This window comes from uncultured Senegalimassilia sp. (assembly GCF_934636665.1).
In the GTDB taxonomy this organism is placed as follows: Bacteria; Actinomycetota; Coriobacteriia; order Coriobacteriales; family Eggerthellaceae; genus Senegalimassilia.
Map to the genome: position 1 here is coordinate 1 of NZ_CAKUAT010000009.1, position 24,950 is coordinate 24,950.

Annotated in this window: 18 protein-coding genes; 6 read left to right on the top strand and 12 right to left on the bottom strand. The window is 63.2% G+C overall.

The genetic code is table 11. The features are described 5' to 3' along the window. Positions 1-122 precede the first annotated feature (122 nt). Complete coding sequence (locus Q0G75_RS04815; RefSeq protein WP_294415045.1) at positions 123-791, bottom strand: 4Fe-4S dicluster domain-containing protein; 669 nt, start codon at positions 789-791, stop codon at positions 123-125. Positions 792-806: 15 nt separating this feature from the next. After that, positions 807-3,704 (bottom strand): molybdopterin-dependent oxidoreductase, encoded by a 2,898-nt coding sequence (locus tag Q0G75_RS04820; protein ID WP_294415047.1) that lies wholly within the window; start codon positions 3,702-3,704, stop codon positions 807-809. A gap of 365 nt (positions 3,705-4,069) precedes the next feature. On the opposite strand from Q0G75_RS04820, the gene Q0G75_RS04825 reads away from it, so the two are divergent. Together Q0G75_RS04825 and Q0G75_RS04830 are read left to right on the top strand one after the other, a co-directional pair. Further along, entirely contained in the window at positions 4,070-5,575 is a 1,506-nt protein-coding gene (locus tag Q0G75_RS04825) for a LuxR C-terminal-related transcriptional regulator (RefSeq protein ID WP_294415050.1), read from the top strand. A gap of 321 nt (positions 5,576-5,896) precedes the next feature. Continuing rightward, positions 5,897-7,099 (top strand): ATP-binding protein, encoded by a 1,203-nt coding sequence (locus tag Q0G75_RS04830; RefSeq protein ID WP_294415052.1) that lies wholly within the window; start codon positions 5,897-5,899, stop codon positions 7,097-7,099. Positions 7,100-7,409: 310 nt separating this feature from the next. Here Q0G75_RS04830 and Q0G75_RS04835 read toward each other — a convergent pair whose 3' ends face one another. Genes Q0G75_RS04835 through Q0G75_RS04845 form a run of 3 tightly spaced genes read right to left on the bottom strand, consistent with a single transcriptional unit; the run spans position 7,410 to position 11,916 of the window. Next, positions 7,410-8,288, bottom strand: a complete 879-nt coding sequence (locus tag Q0G75_RS04835; RefSeq protein WP_294417749.1) for a DmsC/YnfH family molybdoenzyme membrane anchor subunit — start codon at positions 8,286-8,288, stop codon at positions 7,410-7,412. Further along, the gene (locus tag Q0G75_RS04840) at positions 8,288-8,929 is read right to left on the bottom strand and encodes a 4Fe-4S dicluster domain-containing protein (RefSeq protein WP_042432574.1); all 642 of its coding nucleotides are present in this window, start codon (positions 8,927-8,929) and stop codon (positions 8,288-8,290) included. The genes Q0G75_RS04835 and Q0G75_RS04840 overlap by 1 nt, the downstream gene beginning before the upstream one ends. Beyond that, positions 8,926-11,916 carry a molybdopterin-dependent oxidoreductase gene (locus Q0G75_RS04845; protein ID WP_294415058.1) on the bottom strand — a complete coding sequence of 997 codons (2,991 nt, stop codon included), beginning with the start codon at positions 11,914-11,916 and terminating at the stop codon, positions 8,926-8,928. The genes Q0G75_RS04840 and Q0G75_RS04845 overlap by 4 nt, the downstream gene beginning before the upstream one ends. A 395-nt stretch (positions 11,917-12,311) precedes the next feature. Between Q0G75_RS04845 and Q0G75_RS04850 the strand changes: the two genes are divergently transcribed. Both Q0G75_RS04850 and dtd read left to right on the top strand, forming a co-directional pair. After that, positions 12,312-13,985 carry a helix-turn-helix domain-containing protein gene (locus tag Q0G75_RS04850; RefSeq protein WP_294415060.1) on the top strand — a complete coding sequence of 558 codons (1,674 nt, stop codon included), beginning with the start codon at positions 12,312-12,314 and terminating at the stop codon, positions 13,983-13,985. Between the two features lie 264 nt (positions 13,986-14,249). Further along, positions 14,250-14,696 carry a D-aminoacyl-tRNA deacylase gene (dtd, locus tag Q0G75_RS04855; protein WP_294415062.1) on the top strand — a complete coding sequence of 149 codons (447 nt, stop codon included), beginning with the start codon at positions 14,250-14,252 and terminating at the stop codon, positions 14,694-14,696. Positions 14,697-14,757: 61 nt separating this feature from the next. Here the strand turns inward: dtd and Q0G75_RS04860 are convergent, their stop codons facing one another. The 3 genes from Q0G75_RS04860 to rplM form a co-directional block, all read right to left on the bottom strand. Continuing rightward, positions 14,758-16,848 (bottom strand): glutamine synthetase III, encoded by a 2,091-nt coding sequence (locus Q0G75_RS04860; protein WP_294415064.1) that lies wholly within the window; start codon positions 16,846-16,848, stop codon positions 14,758-14,760. 311 nt (positions 16,849-17,159) lie between these two features. Beyond that, entirely contained in the window at positions 17,160-17,552 is a 393-nt protein-coding gene (gene rpsI, locus Q0G75_RS04865) for a 30S ribosomal protein S9 (protein WP_042432566.1), read from the bottom strand. A 3-nt stretch (positions 17,553-17,555) separates the two neighbouring features. Beyond that, positions 17,556-17,990, bottom strand: a complete 435-nt coding sequence (gene rplM / locus Q0G75_RS04870) for a 50S ribosomal protein L13 (RefSeq protein ID WP_042432563.1) — start codon at positions 17,988-17,990, stop codon at positions 17,556-17,558. Positions 17,991-18,608: 618 nt separating this feature from the next. Here rplM and metA point away from each other — a divergent pair. Next, entirely contained in the window at positions 18,609-19,535 is a 927-nt protein-coding gene (gene metA / locus Q0G75_RS04875; RefSeq protein ID WP_294415068.1) for a homoserine O-succinyltransferase, read from the top strand. Between the two features lie 9 nt (positions 19,536-19,544). Further along, positions 19,545-19,787, top strand: a complete 243-nt coding sequence (locus Q0G75_RS04880; protein ID WP_294415070.1) for a hypothetical protein — start codon at positions 19,545-19,547, stop codon at positions 19,785-19,787. Between the two features lie 285 nt (positions 19,788-20,072). Here the strand turns inward: Q0G75_RS04880 and Q0G75_RS04885 are convergent, their stop codons facing one another. The 4 genes from Q0G75_RS04885 to lysA form a co-directional block, all read right to left on the bottom strand. Next, positions 20,073-20,774 (bottom strand): HAD family phosphatase, encoded by a 702-nt coding sequence (locus Q0G75_RS04885; protein WP_294415073.1) that lies wholly within the window; start codon positions 20,772-20,774, stop codon positions 20,073-20,075. A 170-nt stretch (positions 20,775-20,944) separates the two neighbouring features. After that, positions 20,945-21,628, bottom strand: coding sequence for an orotate phosphoribosyltransferase (gene pyrE / locus Q0G75_RS04890; RefSeq protein ID WP_294415076.1), 684 nt, complete (start codon positions 21,626-21,628; stop codon positions 20,945-20,947). A gap of 107 nt (positions 21,629-21,735) precedes the next feature. Continuing rightward, positions 21,736-23,019 (bottom strand): homoserine dehydrogenase, encoded by a 1,284-nt coding sequence (locus Q0G75_RS04895; RefSeq protein WP_042432546.1) that lies wholly within the window; start codon positions 23,017-23,019, stop codon positions 21,736-21,738. Positions 23,020-23,271: 252 nt separating this feature from the next. Continuing rightward, positions 23,272-24,627, bottom strand: coding sequence for a diaminopimelate decarboxylase (gene lysA / locus Q0G75_RS04900; protein WP_294415079.1), 1,356 nt, complete (start codon positions 24,625-24,627; stop codon positions 23,272-23,274). Between the last annotated feature and the right edge of the window lie 323 nt (positions 24,628-24,950).

The following is a 24,950-nucleotide window of genomic DNA, read 5'->3' on the forward strand; positions in this document are numbered from 1 at the left end:
AGCAGCTGCTGGGACTTCTTACCGGCGTCCTTGAGCGCCAGCGCGCCGGCGCCGCCGAGCACGCCGCAGCCCCATGCGGTAAGGGTGGTGAACAAAATCAGAGGCCATTGCAGTTCCATGATCTACTCCTCCCCTTGCCAATCGCGGTCGCGCAGGATGTACACGAAGCTGGGGTCATTGCCCACGTCCGGCAGATGGTGAACGTCGGACTGCTTGTACTCCTGCACGCACTCCTTCAACGTGATGCGCGTGTGCTCGGTCTTGTCGTAGCTCGGATCGCCCTCGGTCACGTCGACCACCCACGGCGCCTCGAACGAATCGATACCCTTGTCCAGGTCGCCGAAGAAGCGGGCACGGCCGCCGCATTGCGCCACGCAAGCAGGCAGCTCGCCTTGGGCGATGCGCTGCTCGCACAGGGTGCACTTCTCAACCACGCGCTCCTCGGCATTGAGGTAACGTACGCCATAAGGGCAGCTCATGGCGCAGAACTGGCAGCCGATGCACTTCGACTTGTCAATCTGCACGGTGCCGTCGGCGGCGATGTGGCTGGCCTCGGTCGGGCACACTTTCACGCACTCCGGATCCTTGCAGTGCTGGCACTGCACGGTCAGGAAGTACATCTCCACATCAGGCCACGTTCCGCAGCCGTCCTTCTTCGGGTTCGGGCCGATGCGCAACGTCTTATTCCAGTAATCGCCCACCGGCACGTTGTTCATGGCCTTGCACGCCACGCTGCATGCCAGGCAGCCCACGCAACGGTTCAGATCCGTCGCAATCGCATAATGGGTCATCTTCGCGCACCTCCTTTACGCTTCATCGCGAACGTCGTAGTTCGGCAGCCATTCCTTCAGACGCGGGTCGGAGGCGTCGTGGATGATCTCGTTGCCGTTGTGATCGCACGGCACGGGATTGCCGAACGGCGAGTTCTCCGCCGTTGCCTTGTAGATGTTCACGGGGTACGCGCGCAGGTAGCTGGTGCCGGAGATGCGGTCCTGATAGCCCTTGCCCGTGGTGACCAGGCAGTTGCAACCGCACAGGTCGTAACCCTTGTCGGCCTGATCGAGCTCGGGGAACCACCACTGATGCTCCAGGTTCACCGTGCCGGGCGCGATGCCGTGGTACAGGTCGGCCACCTGACGGATCTTACCGTTATCGTTCTCGATCCACACCCAATCGCCCTGCTCGATGCCCAAGCGCGCGGCATCCTGCGGGTTGATCTCGATGCGCGGCGCCGGCCACATCTCGCGGCACCACGGCAGCTGGCGATGCTCGGAGTGGAAGTACACCGGGATACGGCGACCGGTCGTGGCGGTAAACGGGTACTTCTCGTTCATCTCCGGGTCGGAGATCGGGCTCAGCGGCGGCTCCTTGTACGTGGGCAAGAAGTCTTCCTCATCCTCGGGCATGAACGTCTCGATGAGCGTGTTCCAAATCTCCATCTTGCGGGTCGGCGTGCCGAAGCCGGGCTTGGCGAACTCCTCGAGCGCGTTCTTGTCGCCGTATGCCTTCAGCGGCATCATGCCCGTCTCGTAGCGGCGATACGTGCCCCACGTGTCGGGCGCGGCCACCTTGGCGTCCTTCCAGCCGTTCTTCTGGAAGTCGTCCTTGTACTCTTCCCATGTGATGGGATCGCCTTGGCGGCCGGTATTGAGCATGATGTCAAGGTTCTCGATGCGGCTGGGCCACTTGTTCTCGTCGGGACCCCACTGCTTGCCCATGTACTTGTAAATCATCGTGGCGATCTCGATATCGTGCAGCGTATCGGCGGGAGGCTCGATGGCGCGGCACGTTGCGCCCTGGCCGCCCGACGGGCCTTGCGAAAGACGCGGGCAGTCGGTCTCAAGCCAGTGCTGCGCGGGAAGCAGGATGTCCGCCATGCCGGCGGTCGGCGTCTTCCACAGGTCCTCGCACACGAAGAAGTCCAGGTTGGGGAACGCCTTCCACTTCTGCAGGGAGTTCGACATGCACATGAAGTCGCCCGTGGAGCACCAGCCGGCCTTCACCGGGTACGGGTCGCCCGTCTCGATGGCCTTCCACACGCTGGCGTCGTCCGCCCAGCCCTGCCACCAGCCCAAAAGCGGGTAATCCTCGATGCCGAGCGTCTTGTTGAACTCCTCTGCCGAGATGTTCGGGATGCCGGGGGCCACGGCGCCAAGGCCGGCCTTGAAGATGAACTCGCCCTGGGTGCCGCCGCGATGACCTGCGGGAACGTCCCAGTTGCCCGACAGGCCGATGTAGGTGTCCATGGCGCGGACCATGGCGATGGCGTTGCAGCTGTGCTCGATGGCCAGCTGATATTGCACGCCACCGTTGCCGTAGCCGGTGGACGGGTCGATGCGCGTGGCGTGGATCTTCGCAGCGCGCTCGATGGATTCGGCCGGCACGCCGGTGATCTCGGAAACCTTCTCGGGCGTGTACTCGGCCACGCGTGCGGTGAAGTACTCCCACACGGGCTTGACCTTGGACTTGCGACCGTCCTTCAGCTCCACCTCGAACTCGCCGTACAGCGCCGGGTCGATGGCGGGGTCGAACGGCGTCGGATCGGGAACCCAGCCCTGGCTCACGCCGGGCACCAGATGCTCCTGCATGCCTTCATGGCCGGCCGTCGGCTTGCTCCACGTCTCGCCTTCCCACAGGCCGCTGTTGGCGTCGAAGTAGGTCATGCGGTTGTTCAGGTTGTCCCACACCATGAACTTGTGCGGATCGCCGTCTTCCTTCAGGTCGCTTTCCTTGAGCAGGCGCGTCTTGATCTGGCACTTGCCGCTGGTGAATCGGTAGACCTCGTAGCCGGAGGGCTCCACGTCGTTGCAAACCAGGAACGGCGCGTCGGTCCACTTCTTGGCGAACAGATCGTCGTACAGGTCGTTGTTGATCAGCACGTTCAACCAGCCCATGGCCATGGCGCCGTCGGTGCCGGGACGCAGGTTCAGCCAGATGTCGGCCTCCTTGCCCAGGTTGGTCATGCGCGGGTCGACCACGATGTGAGTGTCGGCCTTCTCGGCGACGTCGACCACGGTACGGCAGGAGTCGTCGTAGTTCGAAAGCTCCGGACCGGTGCCCCAGGACGTGTAGACCTTCGGGCGGCCGACCGTCTCCATCCACGATGCCTGCATCATGGAGTTCAGCGCGGTGGCGAAGAAGCGCGGGCCCTTGCACACCTGCCACGGGATGCACATGTTCGGGCTGCCGACCAGCTGGCCGAGCGCACCGTACGCGAACATGCCCCAGATGCGGCTAGTGCCCGACATGCCGAAGATGGACTCTCCGCCGTAGCGGTCCATCGTCTCCTGCAGCTTCTCGGCGATGGTGCTCATCGCCTCGTCCCAGCTGATGCGCACCCAACCGGGATCGTCCTCGCCGCGGGCGTTCGTGCGCTTCATGGGATGGTATAAGCGGTCGGGGTGGTACGCCGCTTGCAGCGACGCCTGGCCCTTGCCACAGTGGTTGCCCATGGAATGGAACGCGCTCTCGTCGCCTTCCGTGCGGATGGCGCGGCCGTTCTCGACGATGACCCACACGCCGCATTCCATCTTGCCGCAGCCGCGGCAGCAGGAACGCACGCGCTTGGTCTCGCCCGCCTTGCTTTGGGTGGCGCTGTTCGACTCGGCCAGCGCGGCGCCCGTAGGCGCAACCACGGCAGCGGCGGCCGCAGTGGCGGCGGCCAGCTTCGTGAACGCGCGACGCGTCATATTCAGCTTGCCCATGCTCTCCTCCTTCTCTCGTCCTCTCGCTCCCGCGAACGCGCTGCAGCGGCATCGCGTCGCGGGGAGGAAAACGCTCCCTCGGGCGCTTCCCCGAGCATCAAGCGACTTCGCCCGCATTGCCGCCGACGTGTTGCGCTCAGCCCTTGCGTTTTCACAACGCATCCGAAGATAGCGAGCGCGATAGGGCTTCGAAATCGGGCACGAGAGCCGATTTCGCAATATCGTGCGATATGCATGAGATGTTTGACCTGGGGGTTTTGCGGAATAACGAAATCGAGGCTCCGACAAACGCCCTCGAACCGTCGAGCATTCGTATAATGAAACCAAGTTGATATGGGTTACCGGGGGAGCAGGTTTTGGGGAACTTGAAGACGAGCAAAGGCGACAAGAGGACGCGGAGTCAAGCCGCAGGGCTCATCACGCCCGCCATCATCGGCATCGGCGTGGCGCTGGGATGCACGCTGGCATGGCCGCTTATGGCGTTTCAGAGCATGAACCTCTACGCAGGGCTTCCGCATTACGAGGGCATCCTCGACCAGGCGTACCTGCTGTCCATCATCGCCACCACTGTGACACTGGCGCTCTGCGGCATCTTCCACAAACAGTTCGATCGGCTGCTGGGCTCGGTGCCGGCGCGCTATCTGTTCCCCACCGGCCTAGCCATTTGCACGCTGCTGGTGCTCGGCGGGGGCGAAGAGGGAACGGTAGGCATGGTCCTCGTCACCGCGTACGGAATAGGAACCGGCGTGTTCTCCGCGCTGTTTCTCATGAACTTCGGCGCGGTGTTGGGCGTGCTGTCGCTCAAGCAATCGGCCGCAGCCATCGCCATCGGGTACCTAGCCTCTACCGTACTGTTCTTCGCTTTCCTGTTCTTCGGGCGCTTCGAGTCCGTGCTGTTCTGCGCCAGCATGGGTCCCGTGGCCGCGGCGTTTCTGTTCTACGGGGTTTCCAGCTTGCAAATCGACAAGAAGCAGGTCAACGCCCTGCCGCGCCAAGCCGACCCCGAGGACCCCGCCGAACATCGCCAGCTGATCCACCTGATTTGCGCGCTCGGCTCGACCATGCTCGTATGCGGCGTGTCCTATGAGCTGTCGCGAACGCTCTATGTGCAGATGGGGCAGTTCGCCAGCAGCGATGTGACGCCTTACGCCATTGCGCAGGGCGGGATCACCACGCTGACCGCTATCGGATCCATCGGCGTGGCGCTCGTGCTCATCACCTCGAAGGGCGTCCGCGGCCCCGAGGCATGCTACCGGCTCATCACCACGTTCCTGCTTGTCGGCGCGCTGCTCTTGCCTGCACCGATGCTGTTCCCCGCCATTCCCGCCTACCTGCCGTTGGCGATCGACGTCGGCGCGTTCCAATGCCTGGGCATGGGCATGTGGATTCTCATCGCCGGTTTGTGCCGCCGCTATCAAACCTCGTGCCTGTTCGCGTTCGGGCTTATCCGAGCCGCGTGGTGCGCCGGGCCGCTTATGGGAATGCTGGTCGGACGATGGCTGTGGTACGGCGTGGGGCTCGACGTCGCCGGCGCGTTCACCGCCGCGTGCACCTGCGTGCTGCTCATCGTGGTCGTGAACAACTTCGTGTTCACGGAGAACGCGCTTGCCCGGGCGCTCAGCATCATGCCGACCGACCGCAAACAGCGTTTCCAAGATCGCTGCCGCGCCGTCATCGAGCGCTACCACCTGACCGAGCGCGAGGGCGAGATCATGATCATGTTCGCAAAAGGCCGCAACCTGCCCTACGTGCAAGAGGAGCTGTGCCTATCGAAGAGCACCGTGAGCACCCATCGCCAACACATCTACCAAAAACTCGGCGTCCACTCCGCCCAAGAGATGATTGACCTGATCCAAGAAGAGAACGGGTAGAGGGCGGGCAGAAGGTCCGTCCCGCAGCGCCGACGATGTCGGACGCTCGGGGACGTAGCGTTATCTGCCCGGGTTTCCCACAGCGAAACGGCGGCCGCCGGCCGGAAGCGCAGCAGGGGCGAACCTGAGCCGCGCTGTCACGTAATCGCAAACCGGACAGATAGCGCTACGTCCCCTATGTGTCATGACTTCGATGAAAGCAAAACGAACTTCGGCTTCCCTTCATATAGCGATTGAAATGAAAGTCTATTTTCATTTCAATCGCTATACATGTTATTCTGAAATTAGATTTTCATTATCTTCGGGTTTCAGGAGCCGCACATGATATCACGCGAGAGGTACCTTGCCGACCTGCGATGCTGGAAGGACAAGGATGTCATCAAGGTCATCACGGGCGTGCGCCGCTGCGGAAAGTCCACGCTCATGGAACAATGGAAGGCCCATCTTCGCACAAGCGGAATAGGCGCCGAGCGCATCATCCACATCAATCTCGAGATGATGGAGAACGAGCCTCTGCTCGAATACCATGCGCTGCACGACGCCGTGCTGTCGCAGTGCGCCGGCGACGCCATACACTACGTGCTGCTCGACGAGGTGCAGAACGTACCCGACTTCCAAAAGGCCATCGACAGCCTGTACGTGCGCCCCAACATCGACCTATATATAACCGGATCGAACGCGCATCTGCTCAGCGGAACGCTTGCAACCCTGCTCTCCGGACGCTACGTGGAAATCAAGATGCTGCCGTTCTCGTTCTCGGAATACACGGAAGCGCACAAAGGCGAAGTAACGCAAACCCGACTCTGGTCCGATTTCCTGCATGATGGATCGTTTCCCGCGATCATGCAGCTCGGAGGCGACGACGGTCTGACGTTCGACTACCTTGACGGCGTGCTGAACACCATATTGGTGAAGGACGTGGCGCAGCGCGTCGGCGGCAACGCGCCCGCATTGCGACGGCTCAGCGCGTTTCTCTACGACAACATCGGAAACCTCGCCAGCCCCTCTTCCATCGCCAAAGCCATGACCGCAGGCGGGCATTCCATCTCAGCGCCCACCGTGAACCGCTACCTCGAGGCGCTCGAGGCCGCTTTCCTCGTGTACCCCGTCGACCGCTACGATGTGCGCGGGAAGCGCATCCTGAAGCAAGAGAAGAAATACTACGCCGTTGACATGGGCCTTCGCCGGGTACTGTGCTCGAACGGCGTGCGCGACACGGGGCGCATCCTGGAAAACCTGGTGTTCCTCGAGCTGCTGAGACGCGAGAAGAACGTATACGTGGGCCAAGGTCCCACGGGCGAGATAGACTTCGTGACCAACGGCCCCGCAGGCGTGAAATACTGGCAAGTGAGCGAAACGACAGCGCACGAGGAAACGCTGCAGCGGGAGCTGTCCTCGTTCGAAAGCGTGCGCGACAACTACCCGAAAACGCTGCTGACCCTCGACGACGCCCGCGAGCAATCCTACGACGGCATACGACGCATCTACGCGCTTGATTGGCTGCTGGGGAAGGTCGAGGCGTAGGATCAGCGCCGGTCAAACGTCCGCGGACCTGAACGCAAGGCGGCCCCTTCCGCTTGGAGACGTCCCTGTTTGCAAGGGGGGTTTGGGGAAAGGGTGTCTCCAAGCGGAAGGGGCCGCTCAGGATATTCGGTTGTCGGCCGGCTGCCCGATGGGGGGGCCGCCGAGACGGGCCGGCCTCCGCCTCGCCGCCGAGGAGGGAGTCGCCGACGGCGAGGCGGGGAGATTGGCGGGCCGAAGCCCCGCAAGGGCATCGGCCCGGGCCGCCATGGGCGGCCGGGCCAAGCGGCCCGGCCGGACCCGGGGAAGCGCCCTAGTAGAACATGAACACGGACAGGCCCACGTTGTAGAAGGCGACGCGCAGGCATACCGCGCCGATGAGGGCCGCGACCACGGCCACGCCGCCGAAGACCTTCCAGCTTGCCGCGTCGCCCTTCTTGCGGGCCATCACGCAGCACACGAGCGACACGACCGCGCCAACGACCACGGCGCCCAGCCACAGCAGCGGAGCCTGCGCCCCGACGGTCGCGGCGGCGTCGGCCACGGCCTTGGTGGGGTGCGTCGGGTCGAAGTAGTAGCCGACCTGGGAGAACGCGCCGGCGCTCATCTGGATGAACGCGGCGTAGGCGGCGGTGCACACGGCGCCGATCGCGGAGCCGGCCACGGCCGGCAGGCCGCAGGCGTCGGCATCCTCGCCCTTGGCGGCCAGCACGACCGCGCAGGTGGCGGGGCCGAGGAGGAAGGCTGCGCCCACGATGGAGAGCACCTCGAGCACGGAATCCCACGCCGGGCGCGCCGGCATCATGTAGCTATGCGCGCACACCGCGGCCAGCACCACGCTGATGGCGATGGCGACCCACGCCATCCACTTCGGCAGCGTGCCGCCGTCGTCGGACTTGCGAGCGAGCACGAAGTACGCCACGGCGATCACGACGAACACCACGATCGCGATCAGCTCCTGCGTGATGCCGGAGGTGATGTGGCCGAAGCCGTTGAAGATGCGCTCCCAGTGCTGCAGGTGGAAGAACACGGCGATGCCGCCCAAAGCCAGCAGCACGCAGGACAGGATCGCCAGCAGCTGCTGGGACTTCTTACCGGCGTCCTTGAGCGCCAGCGCGCCGGCGCCGCCGAGCACGCCGCAGCCCCATGCAGTAAGGGTGGTGAAAAGGATCAGAGGCCATTGCAGTTCCATTACTCTTCTCCCTTCCACTCGTGGTTGCGCAGGATGTAGCGGAACGAGGGATGGTTCCCCACATCGGGCAAATGATGCACGTCGGAATCCTCGAACGGCTTGATCGGATAGTCGCCGTCCTCGCCGGTCAGCTCGCCAAGCGTCTTGTTGTAGGGGCCGCGGAAGCTCTCGATGCCCTCGTCCAAGTCGCCGAAGAAGCGCGCGAAACCACCGCACTGCGTGACGCACTGGGGCAGCTCGCCCTGCGCGGTCTTCTGCTCGCACAGGGTGCACTTCTCAACCACGCGCTCCTCATCGTTGAGGTAACGCACGCCATAAGGGCAGCTCATGGCGCAGAACTGGCAGCCGATGCACTTCGACTTGTCGATCTGCACGGTGCCGTCGGCGGCGATGTGGCTGGCCTCGGTCGGGCACACCTTCACGCACTCCGGGTCGGCGCAGTGCTGGCACTGCACGGTCAGGAAGTACGTATACACGTCCGGGAAGTGCCCGGAACCTTCCGCTGTCGGATAGGGCCCGATGCGCAGCGTCTTGTTCCAGAAGCTGCCGATCGGCACGCCGTTGAACGCTTTGCAGGCAACGCTGCACGCCAGGCAGCCGACGCACTTGTTCAGGTCGGTTACGATTGCCGGATGGCTCATGCCTTCGTCCTCCCCTCGTAATCAGGCGCCCACGCCTTCAGGCGCGGATCGCTGGAGTCATGGATGATCTCGGTGCCGTCGTCGCCGCAGGGCACGGGATTGCCGAACGGGGAGTTCTCCGCCGTGGCCTTGTACACCTTCACGCCATAAGCGCGCAGGTTCGACGTGCCGATGAACGGGTCCTGAGCGTCCTTGTCCAGCAGGCAGTTCACACCGCACAGCGCAAAGCCCTTGTCGGCCTGCTTCAGCTCGGGGAACCACCACTGGTGCTCCAGGTTCACCACACCGGGCGCGATGCCGTGGTACAGGTCGACGACCTCGCGGATCTTGTGCTCCTTGGTCTCGATCCACACCCAGTCGCCCTGCTCGACGCCGATGCGCTCGGCATCCTCGGGGTTCATCTCGATGCGCGGCACGGGCCACAGCTCGCGGCACCAGGGAAGCTGGCGATGCTCGTTGTGGAAGTACACGGGGATGCGTCGACCGGTGGTAGCCAGGAACGAGCTGTCGTCCTCGAACAGATCCGGATCGGCGACCGGGCCGTGCGGCGCCTCGCGGAACGTCGGAATAGCCTGGTCATCGTTGGGATAGTAGTTATCGATGACCGTCGACCAGATCTCCTGCTTGCCGGTGGACGTGTCCCAACCCTGCGGATGGTCCATGACCGCCTGCACCGCCGCCGGGGAGTCGGACGTGGTTGCCCAACCGGTTTCGTAACGGCGATACGTGCCCCAGGCCTCGGGCTTCTCGATCTTGGAATCCCACGGGCCGTTCTCCTGGAAGGCCTGCTTGTAGTCCTGCCACTCGGGGATCCTGAAGCCGGCGAGCGCGATGTTGTTGCACACGTTCTCGGCATCGTCGATGGGCCACTTCTCGTCATCGGTGCTGCCCTCGCAGTACGGCTGGCCCATGGCCTTGAAGATGCGCATGACGATCTTCAGGTCAGGCTCCGCCTCCGCCGGCGGCTCCACTGCCTTGCACGTAGCGCCGAACGAGCCCGAAGAACCCTGCGACTTGCGGATGCAGTCGAGCTCCATCCAATGCGCAGCCGGCAGCACGATGTCGGCGACGCCCACGGTAGGCGTCTCCCACAGGTCGATGGAAACCCAGAAGTCCAACTTCTTGAGCTGCTCGTAGGCGTACAGGCTGTTCGACTGGTTCATGTGGTCGCCGGTCTGGCCGATGCCGCAGGACAGCTTGTAGGGCTGACCCGTCTCGATGGTCTTGTAGATGCTCGTGGCGTCCGCCCAGCTGGGGTTGCACTTCGGGTCTGCCAGCATAGGGAACTTATCGCCGCCGATGATCTTGGACTGGTCGGGCGAGCCCTTCACGGAGGCCGCGGAGGGCAGCGTCATGGCCAGGTCGAAGAACGGCCAGCCAGCGGTGGAGCCGCGCATGCCGCCCGGGATGTCCATGTTGCCGGTGATGCCGCACAGGATGTCCATGGTGCGGTTGGTCTGCAGCGAGTTGCAGCTGTGCTCGAGCGGCAGCATGTACTGGATGCCGCCGTTGCCGTAGCCGGTGGAGGGGTCGAGACGCGTGGCGTAGATGGTCGCGGCGCGCTCGATGTCCTCGGCCTTGCAGCCGGTGATCTCGGCAACCTTCTCGGGCGTGTACTCGGCGACGCGGTCGCACAAATGCTCCCAGACGGTGCGGCAATGCACCTTCTTGCCGTCCTTCAGCGTAACCTCAAGGCCGCCTTCGGGCGTGTACAGCGCCGGGTACAGGCCGTCGATGAACGGCGTGGCGTCGGTGACGAAGCCCTGGCTTTGGCCCGTCAGGTCCAGGCCGTGGATCTGAGCCTCGCGGCCGGCGGTCGCGGGCTTCCAATCCTCGCCCTCCCAGTGGGGCAACTTGCCGGAGCTGGAGCTGCTGGACAAGCTCAGATCGGCGGCGGAGGCATCAGTGACCGAGGACGCCACGGACTTGCCGTTGGACTCGTAATACGTCAGCTCGCCGTTCAGCTCGTTGAGCACCATGAACGCGGTGTTCGAGCCGCCTTCCTTGATGTCGGACTGCTTGAGCAGGCGGTTCTTCTTGGAGCCGTGCGTGGACTGGGAATCGGAGACGGAAGGCTCCCAATCCTCGTCCTCCACCACCAGCATGGGGGCGTTCATCCATTTGCGCACGTACAGGTCGTCGTAGAGGCCCTTGTTGATGACGACGTTGATCCAGCCCAAGCCCATGGCGGCATCGGTGCCGGGGCGCAGCGGCAGCCAGATATCGGCTTCCTTGCCCAGGTTCGTCTGACGCGGGTCCACCAGGATGTGGTAATCGGCGCGCGTTGCCACGTCTACCGTGGTACGGCACGAGTCATCGTAGTTCGACAGCTCGGAAGCGCCGCCCCACTGCACGTACACGCGCGGACGGCCGACGGTCTCCATCCAGCTGTAAGCGTTGTAGTCGTTGAGCTTCGTGGCATAGAAACGCGGGCCTTTGCAGATCTCGTTGGCCTGGATCGCGTTCGGGCTTACGAAGCACTGCTTCAACGCCGCGTAAGGGCCCATGGACCAGATGCGGCTGGTGCCGGCCATGCTGAAGTACGTCTCGTTGCCGTACTTGGACTGCAGCTCGCTGAACTTCTCGCCGATGGTCTCCATGGCTTCGTCCCAAGTGATGCGCTGCCAGCCGGGATCGTTGGAATCCTTCGGGTTCGTGCGCTTCATGGGGTACTTCAGGCGATCGGGATGATATGCAGCCTGCAGCGAGGCCTGGCCCTTGGAGCAGTGATTGCCCATGGATTGGAAGGCGGCCTCGTCGCCTTCGCTGCGGATGACCTTTCCATCCTGCACATACACCCACACGCCGCATTCCATCTTGCCGCAGCCGCGGCAGGTGGAACGGATGCGCTTGACCTCGCCGGCGCCGGTGGTGCCGGTTTTGGTCTCGGCCAGCGCAGAGCTTGCCGGAGCCGCAACGCCGACGGCGGCGGCGGTGGCCGCAGCCATCTTCGCGAACGTGCGGCGCGTCATCGTGAGCTTGCCCATGCATCCTCCTTTCCTTCGACGCCTTGCAAGGCGCCATCTCCTCTATGGTCGTACGGCATCGCAGCCCTCGTCTTCGGCTGCTTGCCGCCCCTCTTCTCGGGTTCTCGGGGTTTCCCAAGGCCCTGCGAAACATCACCGCGTCCGGGGCTTGCTTGGGGTTTGGGGCCGAGCCCGCGGTGCGTTCGCCTTCCCGACGATACGACGCGCAAAGCAAGCGTCGAATCCGGCCGGCAGCATGGTTGAGGGCGGGTTTTCGAAATCATGTTAGTAACATGATGCCTTTGAACTGGGGATATACCTGACTCGGGTGTTATCCCAGGCTGACTTCACGGATGGGTTCAGGCGAATGAAGGGGGTGTACTATAATCGCCTTCAAACGAGGGAGAGGATTTTTCTTGGGGGAGAAGAACACCACGGCCGCTGCGAGGGATCGCAGCCTGCGCGCCGCGCAGGCATCTGCCGATGCCGGCAAAAGCGAAGAAGCGCGCACCGCGGACCGCGGCTGCGGAAAGCCGAAGCAAGGCGCCGGCGACGGCTCGACGAATCGCGGGAAACTCTCTCGAACACTGGAGGGTAAAAAGGAGCAGGCCCGAGAATCGCTCGGGCGCACCGAGGCGTTGACGGGCGTGGCGCTCGGCTGCTTTCTGGCATGGGTCCCCATGACGTTCCAAAGCCTGAACATCGTGGGCGACAAAGGCGAGCCCGTGCTCGATACGGTTTACCTGATATCCATCTGCACGCTGCTGCTCACGCAGATCCTCATCGGAATCGAGCACAGGCGTTGCGCCCTCTGGCTGGCGAAGAGGCCCGCCCGCGTAGGGTCGGCAATAGCCATGGCGGCATCTACGCTGCTGCTGCCCGTTGCAGCCGGCTGGGCCGACGGCGAATCAGCGACGGGGGCATTCGCCGCAAGCATCGCGCTCACCACCGCATCGGGCGTCGTCTCAGGCGTCTCGTCAGGCCTCTTCCTAGCGCAATTCGGCATCCTTATGAGCAAGTTCTCCGCAAAGGCCACCGCAGCCATAGCCGCCTTGGGATACCTGTGCATGTCGGCGCTTTTCTGCCTGTTCTCGTTCTTCGGACCGCTTGAATCATGCCTTTTCGCCGCCAGCATGCCCGTGATCAGCTCCTTTTTGCGTGACACGGGCGCGTCAACCCAAAAGGGCAAGCAGGCCATCGACGACAAGCCCCTTCCCGCGCAAACCGAGCCCGCCAGCCCGGAGAATCGACGCCAGCTGCGCCACCTCACGCTGGCTCTGGCGCTATGCTGCGCGCTTATCGGCTGCGCGAACGAGCTGGCGCGCACGCTGTACATTCAAATGGGCATCGCAGGCGCAGGCGGGCAATATTACGCGTTCATCCAGGCGGGCGCGGCGCTTATCATCGGGCTCGGGGCCACAGTGATCATGTTGGCCCTGGTCAGCATGAAAACGCCGCGAGCCCCAGAGCTCTGCTACCGCATCCTCATGCTGTTCCTGGCGCTCGGTGCGCTGCTGCTGCCCACCCCCCTGCTGTACCCGATAAGCGCCGTGGCCCCCTACGCCCTCAACTCGGCGGCATTCCAGTGCTACGGCATCCTAGCATGGGTCCTCATTTGCGGCGCCTGCCACCAGTATCCTGCGACCAGCGTCCGCGTATTCCAGTTCGTTCGCGCAGGTTGGACCTTCGGGCCTTTGATCGGCATGCTCATCGGGCGCTTCGTGGTGAATTGCACGCCCTTCGAGCTTGCCCAGGTGTTCCCATGCGCCGTGCTGGGCGCGGTGCTCGTCATGATGGCGGCGATGGCGTTCACCGAGCACGACCTAGCCTTCGCCGTGAATCTGCTTCCCACGGATAGGAAACGACGCTTCATCGACAAGTGCCTTGCCGTTGCCGCGCGCTGCGGGCTATCCGAGCGCGAGACCGAGATCATGACGCTGTTCGCCAAAGGCCGTAACCTTGCCTACATCCAAGACCAGCTGTGCCTGTCGAAGAGCACCGTGAGCACCCACCGCCAGCACATCTACCAAAAGCTCGGCGTCCATTCAAGCCAAGAGATGATCGACCTGATTCAAGAAGAGAAGGCCTAGCGGGACGGACAGAAGGTCCGTCCCGCTAGGCCAACGATGTCGGACGCTTGGGAGACGTAGCGCTATCTGCTCGGGATTCGGTGCGAAGCGGCACTGCCAGCAAATCGACGCCGGGGCTCGCTCGAGCCGCACTTCCTCGCAACCACAAACCTGACAGATAGCGCCACGTCCCCGAGGTGTCCGGCGGCGGGGCCTTGAGGCTTGCGGGGCCTTAGGATCCCTTGATGCGCTATGCTGGAAGGCAAAACGCGAAAGGAGGGCCTTATGCGGGCATTGGTGCAGCGCGTGACGCATGCGCAGGTGGATATCGATGGCGAAACGGTGGGCTCATGCGAGCACGGGTACCTGATCTTGCTGGGCGTGGGCGCGGATGACGGCCCCGAGCAGATCGAGCGACTGTGGGGCAAGATCTTCAAGCTGCGCATCTTCGAGGACGAGAACGGCAAGACGAACCGTTCGCTGGCCGACGTGGATGGGCAGGTGCTTATCGTGTCGCAGTTCACCTTGTACGCCAACTGCAAGAAGGGCAACCGACCCTCGTTCACCGGCGCCGGCGCGCCTGATCAGGCAGAACAGCTCTACGAGCAGTTCGTTGAACGCGCCCGCCAAGACGTGCCGCACGTGGAAACCGGCCGCTTCGGCGCCATGATGCAGGTCAGCCTGGTCAACGACGGCCCCTTCACCATCTGGCTGGATACTGATCAGCTGTAAAATCGCAAAAAGGAAGCCGCCCGAGGGCGGCTTCCTTCGCATTCCGGTTGAATCCCGTTTGCTAGCAGTAGAACAGGATGTCGTTGTACGTGGGGACGGGCCACAGGTCGTGAGCGACCACAATCTCCATGGCATCCACGCCCGCACGCAGGCGCTCCATCATCGGGACGATCTCGTGCGCGTACTTGTTGGCCTTCTCCTGCTCGTCGGCCAGGTCGCGAATGGCCAGGTGCGCGGCATGCAGCTCGTTCAGGGCGTCGTTGATCTCCTTGATGCCGTCGACCACCGTGTTCAGCAGCTGATCCTGCACCGAGGTGTCGATGCCTGCGCAAGCGGCCTTCATCTCGTTGATCTCGTTGGCAACGAGCGTGGCGTACTTGTTGATGGCCGGCAGGAACGTACGACGCGTCATGCGCTTCATCGTACGGACCTCGATGTTCATGAGCTTCGTGTACTTCTCCAGCTTCACCTCGTAGCGGCTACGAGCCTCCACCTCGGTGAGCACGTTGAACTCCTCGAACAGCTTGATGCTCTTCTCCGCAACGTAGGCCGGCAGCGCGTCGGCGGTGGTGCGGTTGTTGGCCAGGCCGCGGCGCTCGGCCTCGGCGGGCCACTCGTCGGAGTAACCGTTGCCGTTGAAGATGATGCGCTGGTGCTTCTTCAGCGTCTCCTTGATGTAAGCGATGGCGGCGGACTCGAACTCGTCGCCGGACTTGCCCTCCATGGCGTCGGCGAAGTCCTTCAGCGACTTGGCCATGGCGGTGTTGAGCACCATGTTGCAGTCGGCCAGGTTCACCGCGGAACCCGGCATGCGGAACTCGAACTTGTTGCCGGTGAAGGCGAAGGGGCTGGTACGGTTACGATCGGTGTTGTCCTTGAGGAAGTTCGGCAGCACCGAAACGCCCAGGTCGACGGCAACCTTCTCCGCAGAAGTGTACTCATGATCGTCAACCAGCGCGTCCACGATGGCGCCCAGCTCGTCGCCTAGGAAGATGGACACGATAGCCGGCGGGGCCTCGTTGGCGCCCAGACGATGGTCGTTACCGCAGGAGGCCACGGTCATGCGCAGCAGCTCCTGGTAGTCGTCGACAGCCTGGATGACGCCGGTGAGGAACACCAGGAAGCGCAGGTTGTCCATTGGGGTCTCGCCGGGATCCAGGAAGTTGGTCTTACCGGCGGAAATGGACCAGTTGTTATGCTTGCCGGAGCCGTTGATGCCCTCGAACGGCTTCTCATGCTGCAGGCACACCAGGCCGTAATGGCTTGCCAGCAGACGCATCTTCTCCATGGTCAGGAGGTTCTCGTCGATGGCGCGGTTGCCGTTGGTGTAAAGCGGCGCCAGCTCATGCTGCGCGGGAGCAACCTCGTTGTGCTTGGTCTTAGCAGACACGCCCAGCTTCCACAGCTCGCTGTCGAGCTCCTTCATGAACTCGTTGACCGTGGGGCGGATGGCGCCGAAGTAATGCTCCTCAAGCTCCTGGCCCTTCAGCGGGGAGTAGCCGAACAGCGTGCGGCCCGTCATGATGAGGTCGGAGCGCTTTGCGTAATCCTTCTCGCTGATCAGGAAGTACTCCTGCTCAGCACCGACGGTGGTGATCACGCGGTCGGCGGTCTCGCCGAACAGCGCCAGCACACGCTTGGCCTGCTCGTCGATGGCGCTCATGGAACGCAGCAGCGGGGTCTTCTTGTCAAGCGCCTCGCCGGTGTAGCTGCAGAAGGCGGTGGGGATGCACAGCACCTCGTCCTTGATGAATGCGTAGCTGGTGGGGTCCCACGCCGTGTAGCCGCGGGCCTCGAAGGTTGCACGCAGGCCGCCGGACGGGAAGCTGGAGGCGTCGGGCTCGCCCTGGATGAGCTCCTTGCCGGAGAAGCTCATGATAGCGCGGCCGTCGCCGGTGGGATCGAGGAAGCTGTCGTGCTTCTCGGAGGTGATGCCGGAAAGGGGCTGGAACCAGTGCGTGTAGTGCGTGGCGCCCTTTTCGATGGCCCATTCCTTCATGGCGTGGGCGACGACGTTGGCGACCTCAAGGTTCAAAGGCTCGCCCTTCTTGATGGTCCTCATCAAGTCCTTATACGTTGCAGATGGCAGTCGCTCCTGCATCGTGTGCTCGTTGAACACCATCGAGCCGTAGATCTCAGGAATTTTCGACATAGGCGTGAGCTCCTTCATAGTTACCTTTCAGACGCGCGCTTCCCTTGCCACTGCATGCTACAGGTTAGCGAGTTTGTCAACTCTCGTAGCTTAGCATCTTGTACCGGCAAGCAGCACGTCAACTTGCTGTAACTTACGGTACCGGCGCTATGTTTCCGGCAGTTTTCAGCCCATGGAACGTTTCGTTACGGAAGGGTTGGGATTGCTGAAGGCTTTTGCGCCCCAACAACGCGGAAAGCCCGCCCCGCTTTCGCGGAACGGGCTTTCCAGGCTTGCACGGCCACGCGTGGCGCAGCCAAAGGAAACAAACCTTAGCGCTTGCTGAACTGCGGGCGCTTGCGGGCCTTCTTCAGACCGTACTTCTTGCGCTCGACCATACGAGCGTCGCGCGTCAGGAAGCCAGCCTTCTTCAGCTCGGCGCGGTAGTCGCCAGCTGCCAGCAGGGCGCGGGAGATGCCGTGACGCAGAGCGCCGGCCTGACCCGAGATGCCGCCGCCGTCGATGCGGGCGAGCACGTCGAAGTGATCCTGGGTATCCGTGACCTTGAACGGGGTCTTGGCATAGTCGAGCAGAGCCTCGCGGCCGAAGTACTCCTTGCCATCGCGACCGTTGACGGTCACCTTGCCGGTGCCGGGAACGAGGCGCACGCGAGCGACAGCGTTCTTACGACGACCGGTGCCGTAGTACAATGCTTCATTCGCCATGGTTTAGCCCTCCATCTTGATCTCGGTCGGCTTCTGAGCCATATGCGGGTGCTCGGCACCAGCGTAAACCTTCAGCTTCAGGCCCTGCTTGCGGCCCAGCGTGTTCTTCGGCAGCATGCCCTTGACGGCATGCTCGATGACGCGCTCGGGGTGCTTGGCCATGGCCTCGGCGAAGGTCTCGGACTTCAGTCCGCCCGGATGACCGGTGTGATGGTAGTAGACCTTGTTCAGCTCCTTCGTGCCAGTCACGCGAACCTTGTCCGCGTTGATGATGATCACGAAGTCGCCGGTGTCCACGTGCGGCGTGTACTGCGGCTTGTGCTTGCCCTTCAGAAGGGTAGCGGCCTTGGTGGCAACACGGCCGAGGACCTGATCCTCAGCGTCGATGATGTACCATTTGCGCTCAACTTCATGAGGCTTAGCGTGATACGTCTTCACTGTTTTTCCTCCATGTCCTTCCTGTTACGCTGTGCGACCACAGCGCACAGGGTGTCGTTTTTCAAAAGTGCAAGTCTGTATGCTGCCGGTTTCCTACGCCGGCGCGCTTCGTCGGGTCTGGACTTCCCTTCTTGGCGCTGCCTCCACCTTGCGTTTACGGGGCTTTTGAAAGCGAACTTTTATAGTCTACGGTTTCAGCTGCTTTGAAGTCAATGGGGCATGTGTGCCCATCTGGGGTTACTCCGCGATTTTCACACGGACTGCACGATTGCGGCGCCGCCCCGCACGCAACCGCGCGACAAACCATCGCCGACCGACGTTCGCACCAGGCCGACCCGCCCCACCGAGCTGGCAACACCATGCGGAAAACCCCGCCGCGCCATGCCGGCAAACCCTGTGCCGCTAGCCCTACCTCCACCGCCTACCGCCTGCTCACCTGCTGCGTTTGCTTGCGGCGATAACTTGCTTTCTGGTTTACCAATAACCCGGTATTCTGGGCCTTTGATATTATGGTGCAGGCGGTAAGTTTCAGCAGGTGAACGGCGCCAACTCCGCCGCACAACCGCACATACCCGTCCCGCCCGCGCGCGGGACGCTCAATCCGGAAAGGACCGATCCATGCCAATCAGGATCCCCGACCAGCTGCCCGCGACCGAGCAGCTGGAAAGCGAGAACATCTTCGTCATGACCGAGCATCGAGCCATGCATCAGGACATCCGCCCGCTGCGCGTGCTGCTGCTCAACCTCATGCCGAAGAAGATCGAGACCGAGACTCAGATCATGCGCAAGCTGTCCAACACCCCGCTGCAGATCGAGGTGGAGCTGCTGCACACCATCTCGCATGAGTCGCGCAACGTCTCCCAAGAGCACCTGAAGACGTTCTATCGCTCGTTCGACCAGGTCAAAGATAACCGCTACGACGGCATGATCATCACCGGCGCGCCCGTCGAGCTGCACGAGTTCGAGGACGTCGACTACTGGGACGAGCTGTGCCGCATCATGAAGTGGTCCACCACCAACGTGCACTCCACGCTGCACATCTGCTGGGGCGCGCAGGCCGGCATCTTCTACCACTACGGCATCCAGAAGCACGAGCTGCCGAAGAAGCTCTCCGGCGTGTTCAACCATGACGTGCTCAAACCCTCCAGCCCGCTGGTGCGCGGATTCGACGACCGCTTCTGGGCGCCGCATTCCCGCCACACCACCGTGTACGCTGAGGACATCGAGGCGGACCCGCGCCTGGAGATCGTCGCGCAGTCCGATGAGGCCGGCGTCTACATCGCCAAGAGCACCGACAGCCGCCACTTCTTCGTGTTCGGCCACCCCGAGTACGACACCGGCACGCTGCGCGCCGAGTACGAGCGAGACGTGAACAAGGGCATGGACGTCCCCGTCCCGGCCCACTACTTCCCCAACGACGACCCTACGCAGGAGCCGGTCAGCACGTGGCGCGCGCACGCGCAGCTGCTGTACACGAACTGGCTGAACTACTACGTGTATCAGACCACACCTTACGACCTGAGCGATCTGGGCGCTGGAGAATAAGGAAACGCCATGCCGAAGCACTACACCATTAAACCGCAGGTCACCCCCTTGCCCGGCAAAGCCGGCAAGGGGTCGTCGACCGAAACGAGGCGGCATTCGGCGAAGGAGGGCGTGACGTCCGGCTCCGCATCCGAGCAGCCCGCGAACGACCCCTTCATCCGCGCCGAGAACGAGGACGACGACGGCTACGACCCCTATTCGGACCGCCCGCCCACACCCGAGCCCCTGTTCCAGGAAAACCCCTGGGATTAGGGGGCGCCTCGAGGGAAAATCAAACCGACCAACAAACTGCGATGGGCCCGGAACGAGTAATCGTTCCGGGCCCATCGGTTTTGATCAGAGAATCGGGAGGGGCGATGCACCTCGAAAGGAGCACAGACCAGCGCCCCCTCACGCATTGGGAGCCGTCCTGCCGGCCTCCCCGCTTAATCAGAGAGCGCACCCTCTTGTCGACGCTCGTTTCGCGCCAGCAACTGCACAAGTCAACGCCGAAAACAGAAGCGACGAGCAATGAGGAGAGCCAGCCCCTCGTTGCCCCTACTTGTTCGCCGTGCCGACGAAGAGCGGCTGCTCATTCCAGGCGAGGAATTCCTCGACCGTAAGGCCCTCGAAGCTGCGGATCGCGTGCTCGGCGGAGGCTTGCAGGGCGTCCCAGGTACCGGCGTCGTCGCTGTCGTATATGGCGAGCGTGCGGTAGCCGGCGCCGGCAAGCGTGCCGATGGCGTATGCGGAATCCTCAACGCCCCAGGTCAGCTCCTTGGACGTGCCCATGATTTCACGGGCGCGGTCCCATACGTCGGGCTCGCGCTTGGTGGAATGCACGTCCTCCACCGACAGCACGCGCTCGAGATACGGGGCGAACCCGCAGCGCTCGATGCCGGCCATCAGGTACGGCTTGGGGCTTGAGGACGCCACCGTTAGATGCGCGCCCGCCTGGGCAAGCCCCTGCACGAACTCGAGCGCGCCGGGACGCGCCTCGGCGCGATGGCGATAGAAGTCCAGCATATACTCGTCGATCATGCCGACCACCTCGCGGTCGCTTTCGCCCAAGCCGAACTTCTCGTGGAAGAACGCGCCGCACTCGGGAATGCTCATGGGCGCCAACGCCGCCACATCGTCGGCGGTCAGCGTGCCTCCCGCGCGTTCAGCCAGCTCGTTTTGCAGCCCATGCCACACGCCCATCGAATCGAGCAACGTACCATCGCAGTCGAACACCACGCCGATCTCGCTTGCGTCCATGACTCATCCTTCCCTTGCGTTTGCCTTTTCCCAAGCCTAGCAGGAAGCGCGTCCGCCCGCCAGAACTGCAGACCAACACCCGAAAACAGCAGCGGCGCCGGACGACCTGAGGCCGTTCGGCGCCGCTAGGCTTCTTTATTCGGTTCGCTCGAAAAGGTCAGGCGCGTTGCCTATTCCTTTGCGCCGTACTGCTCGTAGTACTCGTCGATGGCGGCCTTGATGTCGTCGTTGATGACGACCTCGCCTTCGACCTCCTTGTTGTACAGGCACTCGACGACCTCGGCCATGCTGACGATGGACGCCACGGGGAAGCCGTACCTCTCCTGCACCTCTTTCTGAGCGGTGACCACGCCGCCCTTGCCGACCTCCATGCGGTTCAGGCTGACGATCAGGCCTTTTACCTCCACGTCGGCAGCGCCCTTGAGGATAGGGTACGTCTCGTCGATGGACTTGCCGGAGGTGGTGACGTCCTCGACCATGATGACGCGATCGCCGTCGTGCAGGTCGGCGCCCAGCAGGTTGCCCTTGTCGGCACCGTGGTCCTTGACCTCCTTGCGGTTGCAGCAGTAGCGCACTTCCTTGCCGTAGAGCTCCTGCAGCGCGATGGCGGTGACCACGGCCAGCGGGATGCCCTTGTAGGCCGGGCCGAACACCACGTCGAAGTCCAGGCCGAAGTTGTCATGGATGGCCTGGGCGTAGTACTTGCCCAGACGGTGCAGCTGCTCGCCCGTGACGTACGCGCCGGCGTTCATGAAGAACGGGGACTGGCGGCCGCTCTTCAGCGTGAAGCTGCCGAACTTCAACACGTGGCTCTCCACCATGAAGTGGATGAACTCTTCCTTATACTGCTCCATGAATTCCCCTTTCGCAAAGAAACGGGGCGGGGAAACAACCCCTTCGCCCCGTTCAACCGGCTTCTCTATAAAGTAGCAAAATCTCTTCGATTACGCCAATCGTCGAGTTAGTCCTCCACGCGGATGACGCTGGGCTCGGCGCGCAGGACGTCCTCGAGCCCGCCGATCTCCTCGAGCACGCGGCGCACGCTCGCCTCGCTGGCGGTGTGCGTGACGTAGCTGAGGTTCACCGTCTCATGCTGGGCGCTGCCACGCTGCACCACGCTGCGCACGCTGACGCCGTGCTTGGCGAACACGCCGGCCATGGCGGCCAACACGCCGGAGCGGTCGGCAACGGAGAAGCGGATGTAGTACTTCGTGCTGAGCTGCTCCATGGGAACGATGGGCAAGTTGTCGGTGCAGGTGCAGCCGACCACCGGCGGGATGCCGAGCGTCATATGGCGCGCAACCTCCAGCACGTCGCCCATAACCGCCGCGGCGGCCGGGCCCGCGCCGGCGCCCTCGCCGAAGAACATGGTCTCGCCCACGGCGTCGCCCGTGACGTAGATTGCGTTGAACACACCATTGACCTGGGCCATCTGATGGGCCTTCGGCAGCATGGTGGGGTGCACGCGCACATCGATGCCCTCGGGCGTGCGATGCGCCAGCGCCAGCAGCTTGATGACGTAGCCCATGTCGTCGGCGGTGTCCATGTCGAGCTGCGTGATGTTGCGAATGCCCTCGGTGTAGACATCGTTGAGCTTCACGCGGCTGTTGAAGGCGATAGACGCCAGGATGGCGATCTTCGCGGCGGCGTCGAAACCGTCGACGTCGGCGGTGGGGTCGGCCTCGGCGAAGCCCTTCGCCTGAGCCTCAGCCAGCGCGTCCTCGTAGGACAGGCCGTCGTCGACCATGCGCGTGAGCATGTAGTTGGTGGTGCCGTTCACGATGCCCATGACGGAGGTGATCTCGTTGCTGATGAGCGAGTGCTTCAGCGGCTGGATGATGGGGATGCCGCCGCCGACGCTGGCCTCGAAGCCCACTTCCAGGTTCTTCTCGCGGGCAAGGTCCATGACCTCGTCGCCGAACGTTGCCATGAGCGCTTTGTTGGCGGTGACCACGTTCTTGCCGGCGCGCAGGGCGCCCAGCACCACATCGCGCGCAGCGGTGGTGCCGCCGATCAGCTCGATGACGATATCGATCTCGGGGTCGTTGATGATGTCGTTGAAGTCCTCGGTGAACAGGTGCAGCACGCCGCGCGCCTCGGCCTGCTCGGGATTGCGCGAGCACACGCGCACCACTTCCATGTCGACGCCCAGATGGCGCTTGAAGTCCTCGCGATGGTTGCGCAGGATGTCCAAGCAGCCGCCGCCGACGGTGCCCGTTCCCACGAGTCCAAGTTTGATGGTCATATCTCCCCCTTCGAAAGGTTGAAAAAATGTGCCCGAAGCGCTGGGCGGGTTTGGGATGACTTCGTTACGGAACAGAGGATACCGCAGGAACGCCGGCGCCGCGCGCCGATGCCGCCCACAGGCCCCCTGGAGCCGGCGAGACGACCGCCAAGCTCGCAAAACCCGCGAAAGCGCGGAATATGCGGCGGGCGGTCGGGCTTGCGGCAGCCGGGTCAACCCCGACGCTGCGCCAGCCCAACCGCCCGAATGCGGCTAGATGTCGCGGTGGTACAGGTCGGCGTAGGTTTCGCGGCGGGTGACCACGCGGGCCTGGCCGTCCTTCACGAACACGATGCCGGGGCGCGGCTGGCCGTTGTAGTTGCTGGCCATGGTGTAGCAGTACGCGCCGGTGCCGAACACCGCGATGACGTCGCCCAGCTCGGGCGTCTGCAGCGGCATGTCGATGACCACCGCGTCGCCGCTTTCGCAGTGCTTGCCGCACAGCGTGACGATCTCGGTGCGAGGCTGACCGGCCTTGTTGGCGATGGTGGGCTCGTAATCGGCATGGTAGAGCGCCGTGCGGATGTTGTCGGACATGCCGCCATCGATGGCCACGTACTTGCGGATGCCGGGCAGCGTCTTCAGGATGCCGACGGTGTACAGCGTGATGCCCGGGGTTGCCACCAAGCTGCGGCCGGGCTCGACGGCCAGGCGCGGCAGCTTCACGCCCAGGCGCTCGCAGTTCTCGCGAACCGCGTTGACGGTGCACTCGGCGAACTCGTCGATGGTGGAGGGCTTGTCATCGGCCTTGTAGGCGATGCCCAGGCCGCCGCCCATGTCCAGTTCCTCGACCTCGTAGCCGTAGGTTTCCTTCACGCGGGCGATGAACTCGACCATGACCTGCACGGCCTCGGCGAACGAATGGAGCGCGAAGATCTGCGAGCCGATGTGGCAATGGAAGCCGGCCAAGCGCACGTTCGGAGCCTCAAGCGCGTCCTTGACGCACTTGAAGGCGAAGTCGTCGAGCATGGTGAAGCCGAACTTGCTGTCCTCGCAACCCGTGCGGATGTACTCGTGCGTGTCGGCCTCGACGCCGGGGGTGACGCGCATGTAGACGTCCTGCGTGACGCCCAGCTCGCCGGCGATCTGGCTGATGCGGCCCAGTTCGATGCGGCTGTCCACCACGATGCGGCCGACGCCAGCCGAGATGGCCTCGCGCAGCTCCTGCGGCGTCTTGTTGTTGCCGTGCACGAAGACGCGCTCCATGGGGAAGCCCGCCTGCTGCGCGCACCACAGCTCGCCGCCGCCGGACACGTCGAGGCACAGGCCCTCCTGCGCAACGATGCGCGCGGTTTCCTTATTAAGGAACGCCTTGGAGGCGAAGATGACGTCGGAGTTCTCATAGCGGCTGCGGAACGCCTTGAGGTAGGTTTCCATGCGGTTGCGCATGTCGGCCTCGTCCATGACGTAGAGCGCGGTGCCTTCTTTATGGGCAAGCTCCACCATATCGACGCCGCCGACGAACAGGTGGTCGTCGCGCACCTCGGCGGTCATGGGCAGCACGGCGCCCAGTTCCATGGTGGTGCGGTTATCAGGTTGCTTGGTGTGATCCGATGGTGCCAAAGACATAGGCGCGCTCGCTTTCTCGCAGTTCCCGGTGTCAAGTTGCAATTGGCAAACTGACGCTTTTCTCAATCCGTTCCATAGTATCAGGCTCGAACGCGCGCCACTGTGTCAACCTGGTAAATTCGAGCACAAACGTTGATTCGCTCTTGGTTGCTTGGTTTCCGTTGCAGGTTAAGTGTGCGAACGGCGATTTCGCGCCGTCGATGGGTCGTCTAGAGCAGGCCCGAACCGACCCGATAACGTTTCATTTCGATAACGAGGGTTGAGCGAACGATATTCGGCCTTGAGAACGGGGGTTGGGCGGATACCGTTCGACCTCGAGAACG

Bases quoted from the DNA above. Each gene is read 5' to 3' on its own strand.
- Q0G75_RS04815 (WP_294415045.1), bottom strand. From the start codon at position 791: ATGACCCATTATGCGATTGCGACGGATCTGAACCGTTGCGTGGGCTGC.
- Q0G75_RS04820 (WP_294415047.1), bottom strand. From the start codon at position 3,704: ATGGGCAAGCTGAATATGACGCGTCGCGCGTTCACGAAGCTGGCCGCC.
- Q0G75_RS04830 (WP_294415052.1), top strand. From the start codon at position 5,897: ATGATATCACGCGAGAGGTACCTTGCCGACCTGCGATGCTGGAAGGAC.
- Q0G75_RS04835 (WP_294417749.1), bottom strand. From the start codon at position 8,288: ATGGAACTGCAATGGCCTCTGATCCTTTTCACCACCCTTACTGCATGG.
- Q0G75_RS04840 (WP_042432574.1), bottom strand. From the start codon at position 8,929: ATGAGCCATCCGGCAATCGTAACCGACCTGAACAAGTGCGTCGGCTGC.
- Q0G75_RS04845 (WP_294415058.1), bottom strand. From the start codon at position 11,916: ATGGGCAAGCTCACGATGACGCGCCGCACGTTCGCGAAGATGGCTGCG.
- dtd (WP_294415062.1), top strand. From the start codon at position 14,250: ATGCGGGCATTGGTGCAGCGCGTGACGCATGCGCAGGTGGATATCGAT.
- Q0G75_RS04860 (WP_294415064.1), bottom strand. From the start codon at position 16,848: ATGTCGAAAATTCCTGAGATCTACGGCTCGATGGTGTTCAACGAGCAC.
- rpsI (WP_042432566.1), bottom strand. From the start codon at position 17,552: ATGGCGAATGAAGCATTGTACTACGGCACCGGTCGTCGTAAGAACGCT.
- metA (WP_294415068.1), top strand. From the start codon at position 18,609: ATGCCAATCAGGATCCCCGACCAGCTGCCCGCGACCGAGCAGCTGGAA.
- Q0G75_RS04880 (WP_294415070.1), top strand. From the start codon at position 19,545: ATGCCGAAGCACTACACCATTAAACCGCAGGTCACCCCCTTGCCCGGC.
- Q0G75_RS04885 (WP_294415073.1), bottom strand. From the start codon at position 20,774: ATGGACGCAAGCGAGATCGGCGTGGTGTTCGACTGCGATGGTACGTTG.
- pyrE (WP_294415076.1), bottom strand. From the start codon at position 21,628: ATGGAGCAGTATAAGGAAGAGTTCATCCACTTCATGGTGGAGAGCCAC.
- Q0G75_RS04895 (WP_042432546.1), bottom strand. From the start codon at position 23,019: ATGACCATCAAACTTGGACTCGTGGGAACGGGCACCGTCGGCGGCGGC.
- lysA (WP_294415079.1), bottom strand. From the start codon at position 24,627: ATGTCTTTGGCACCATCGGATCACACCAAGCAACCTGATAACCGCACC.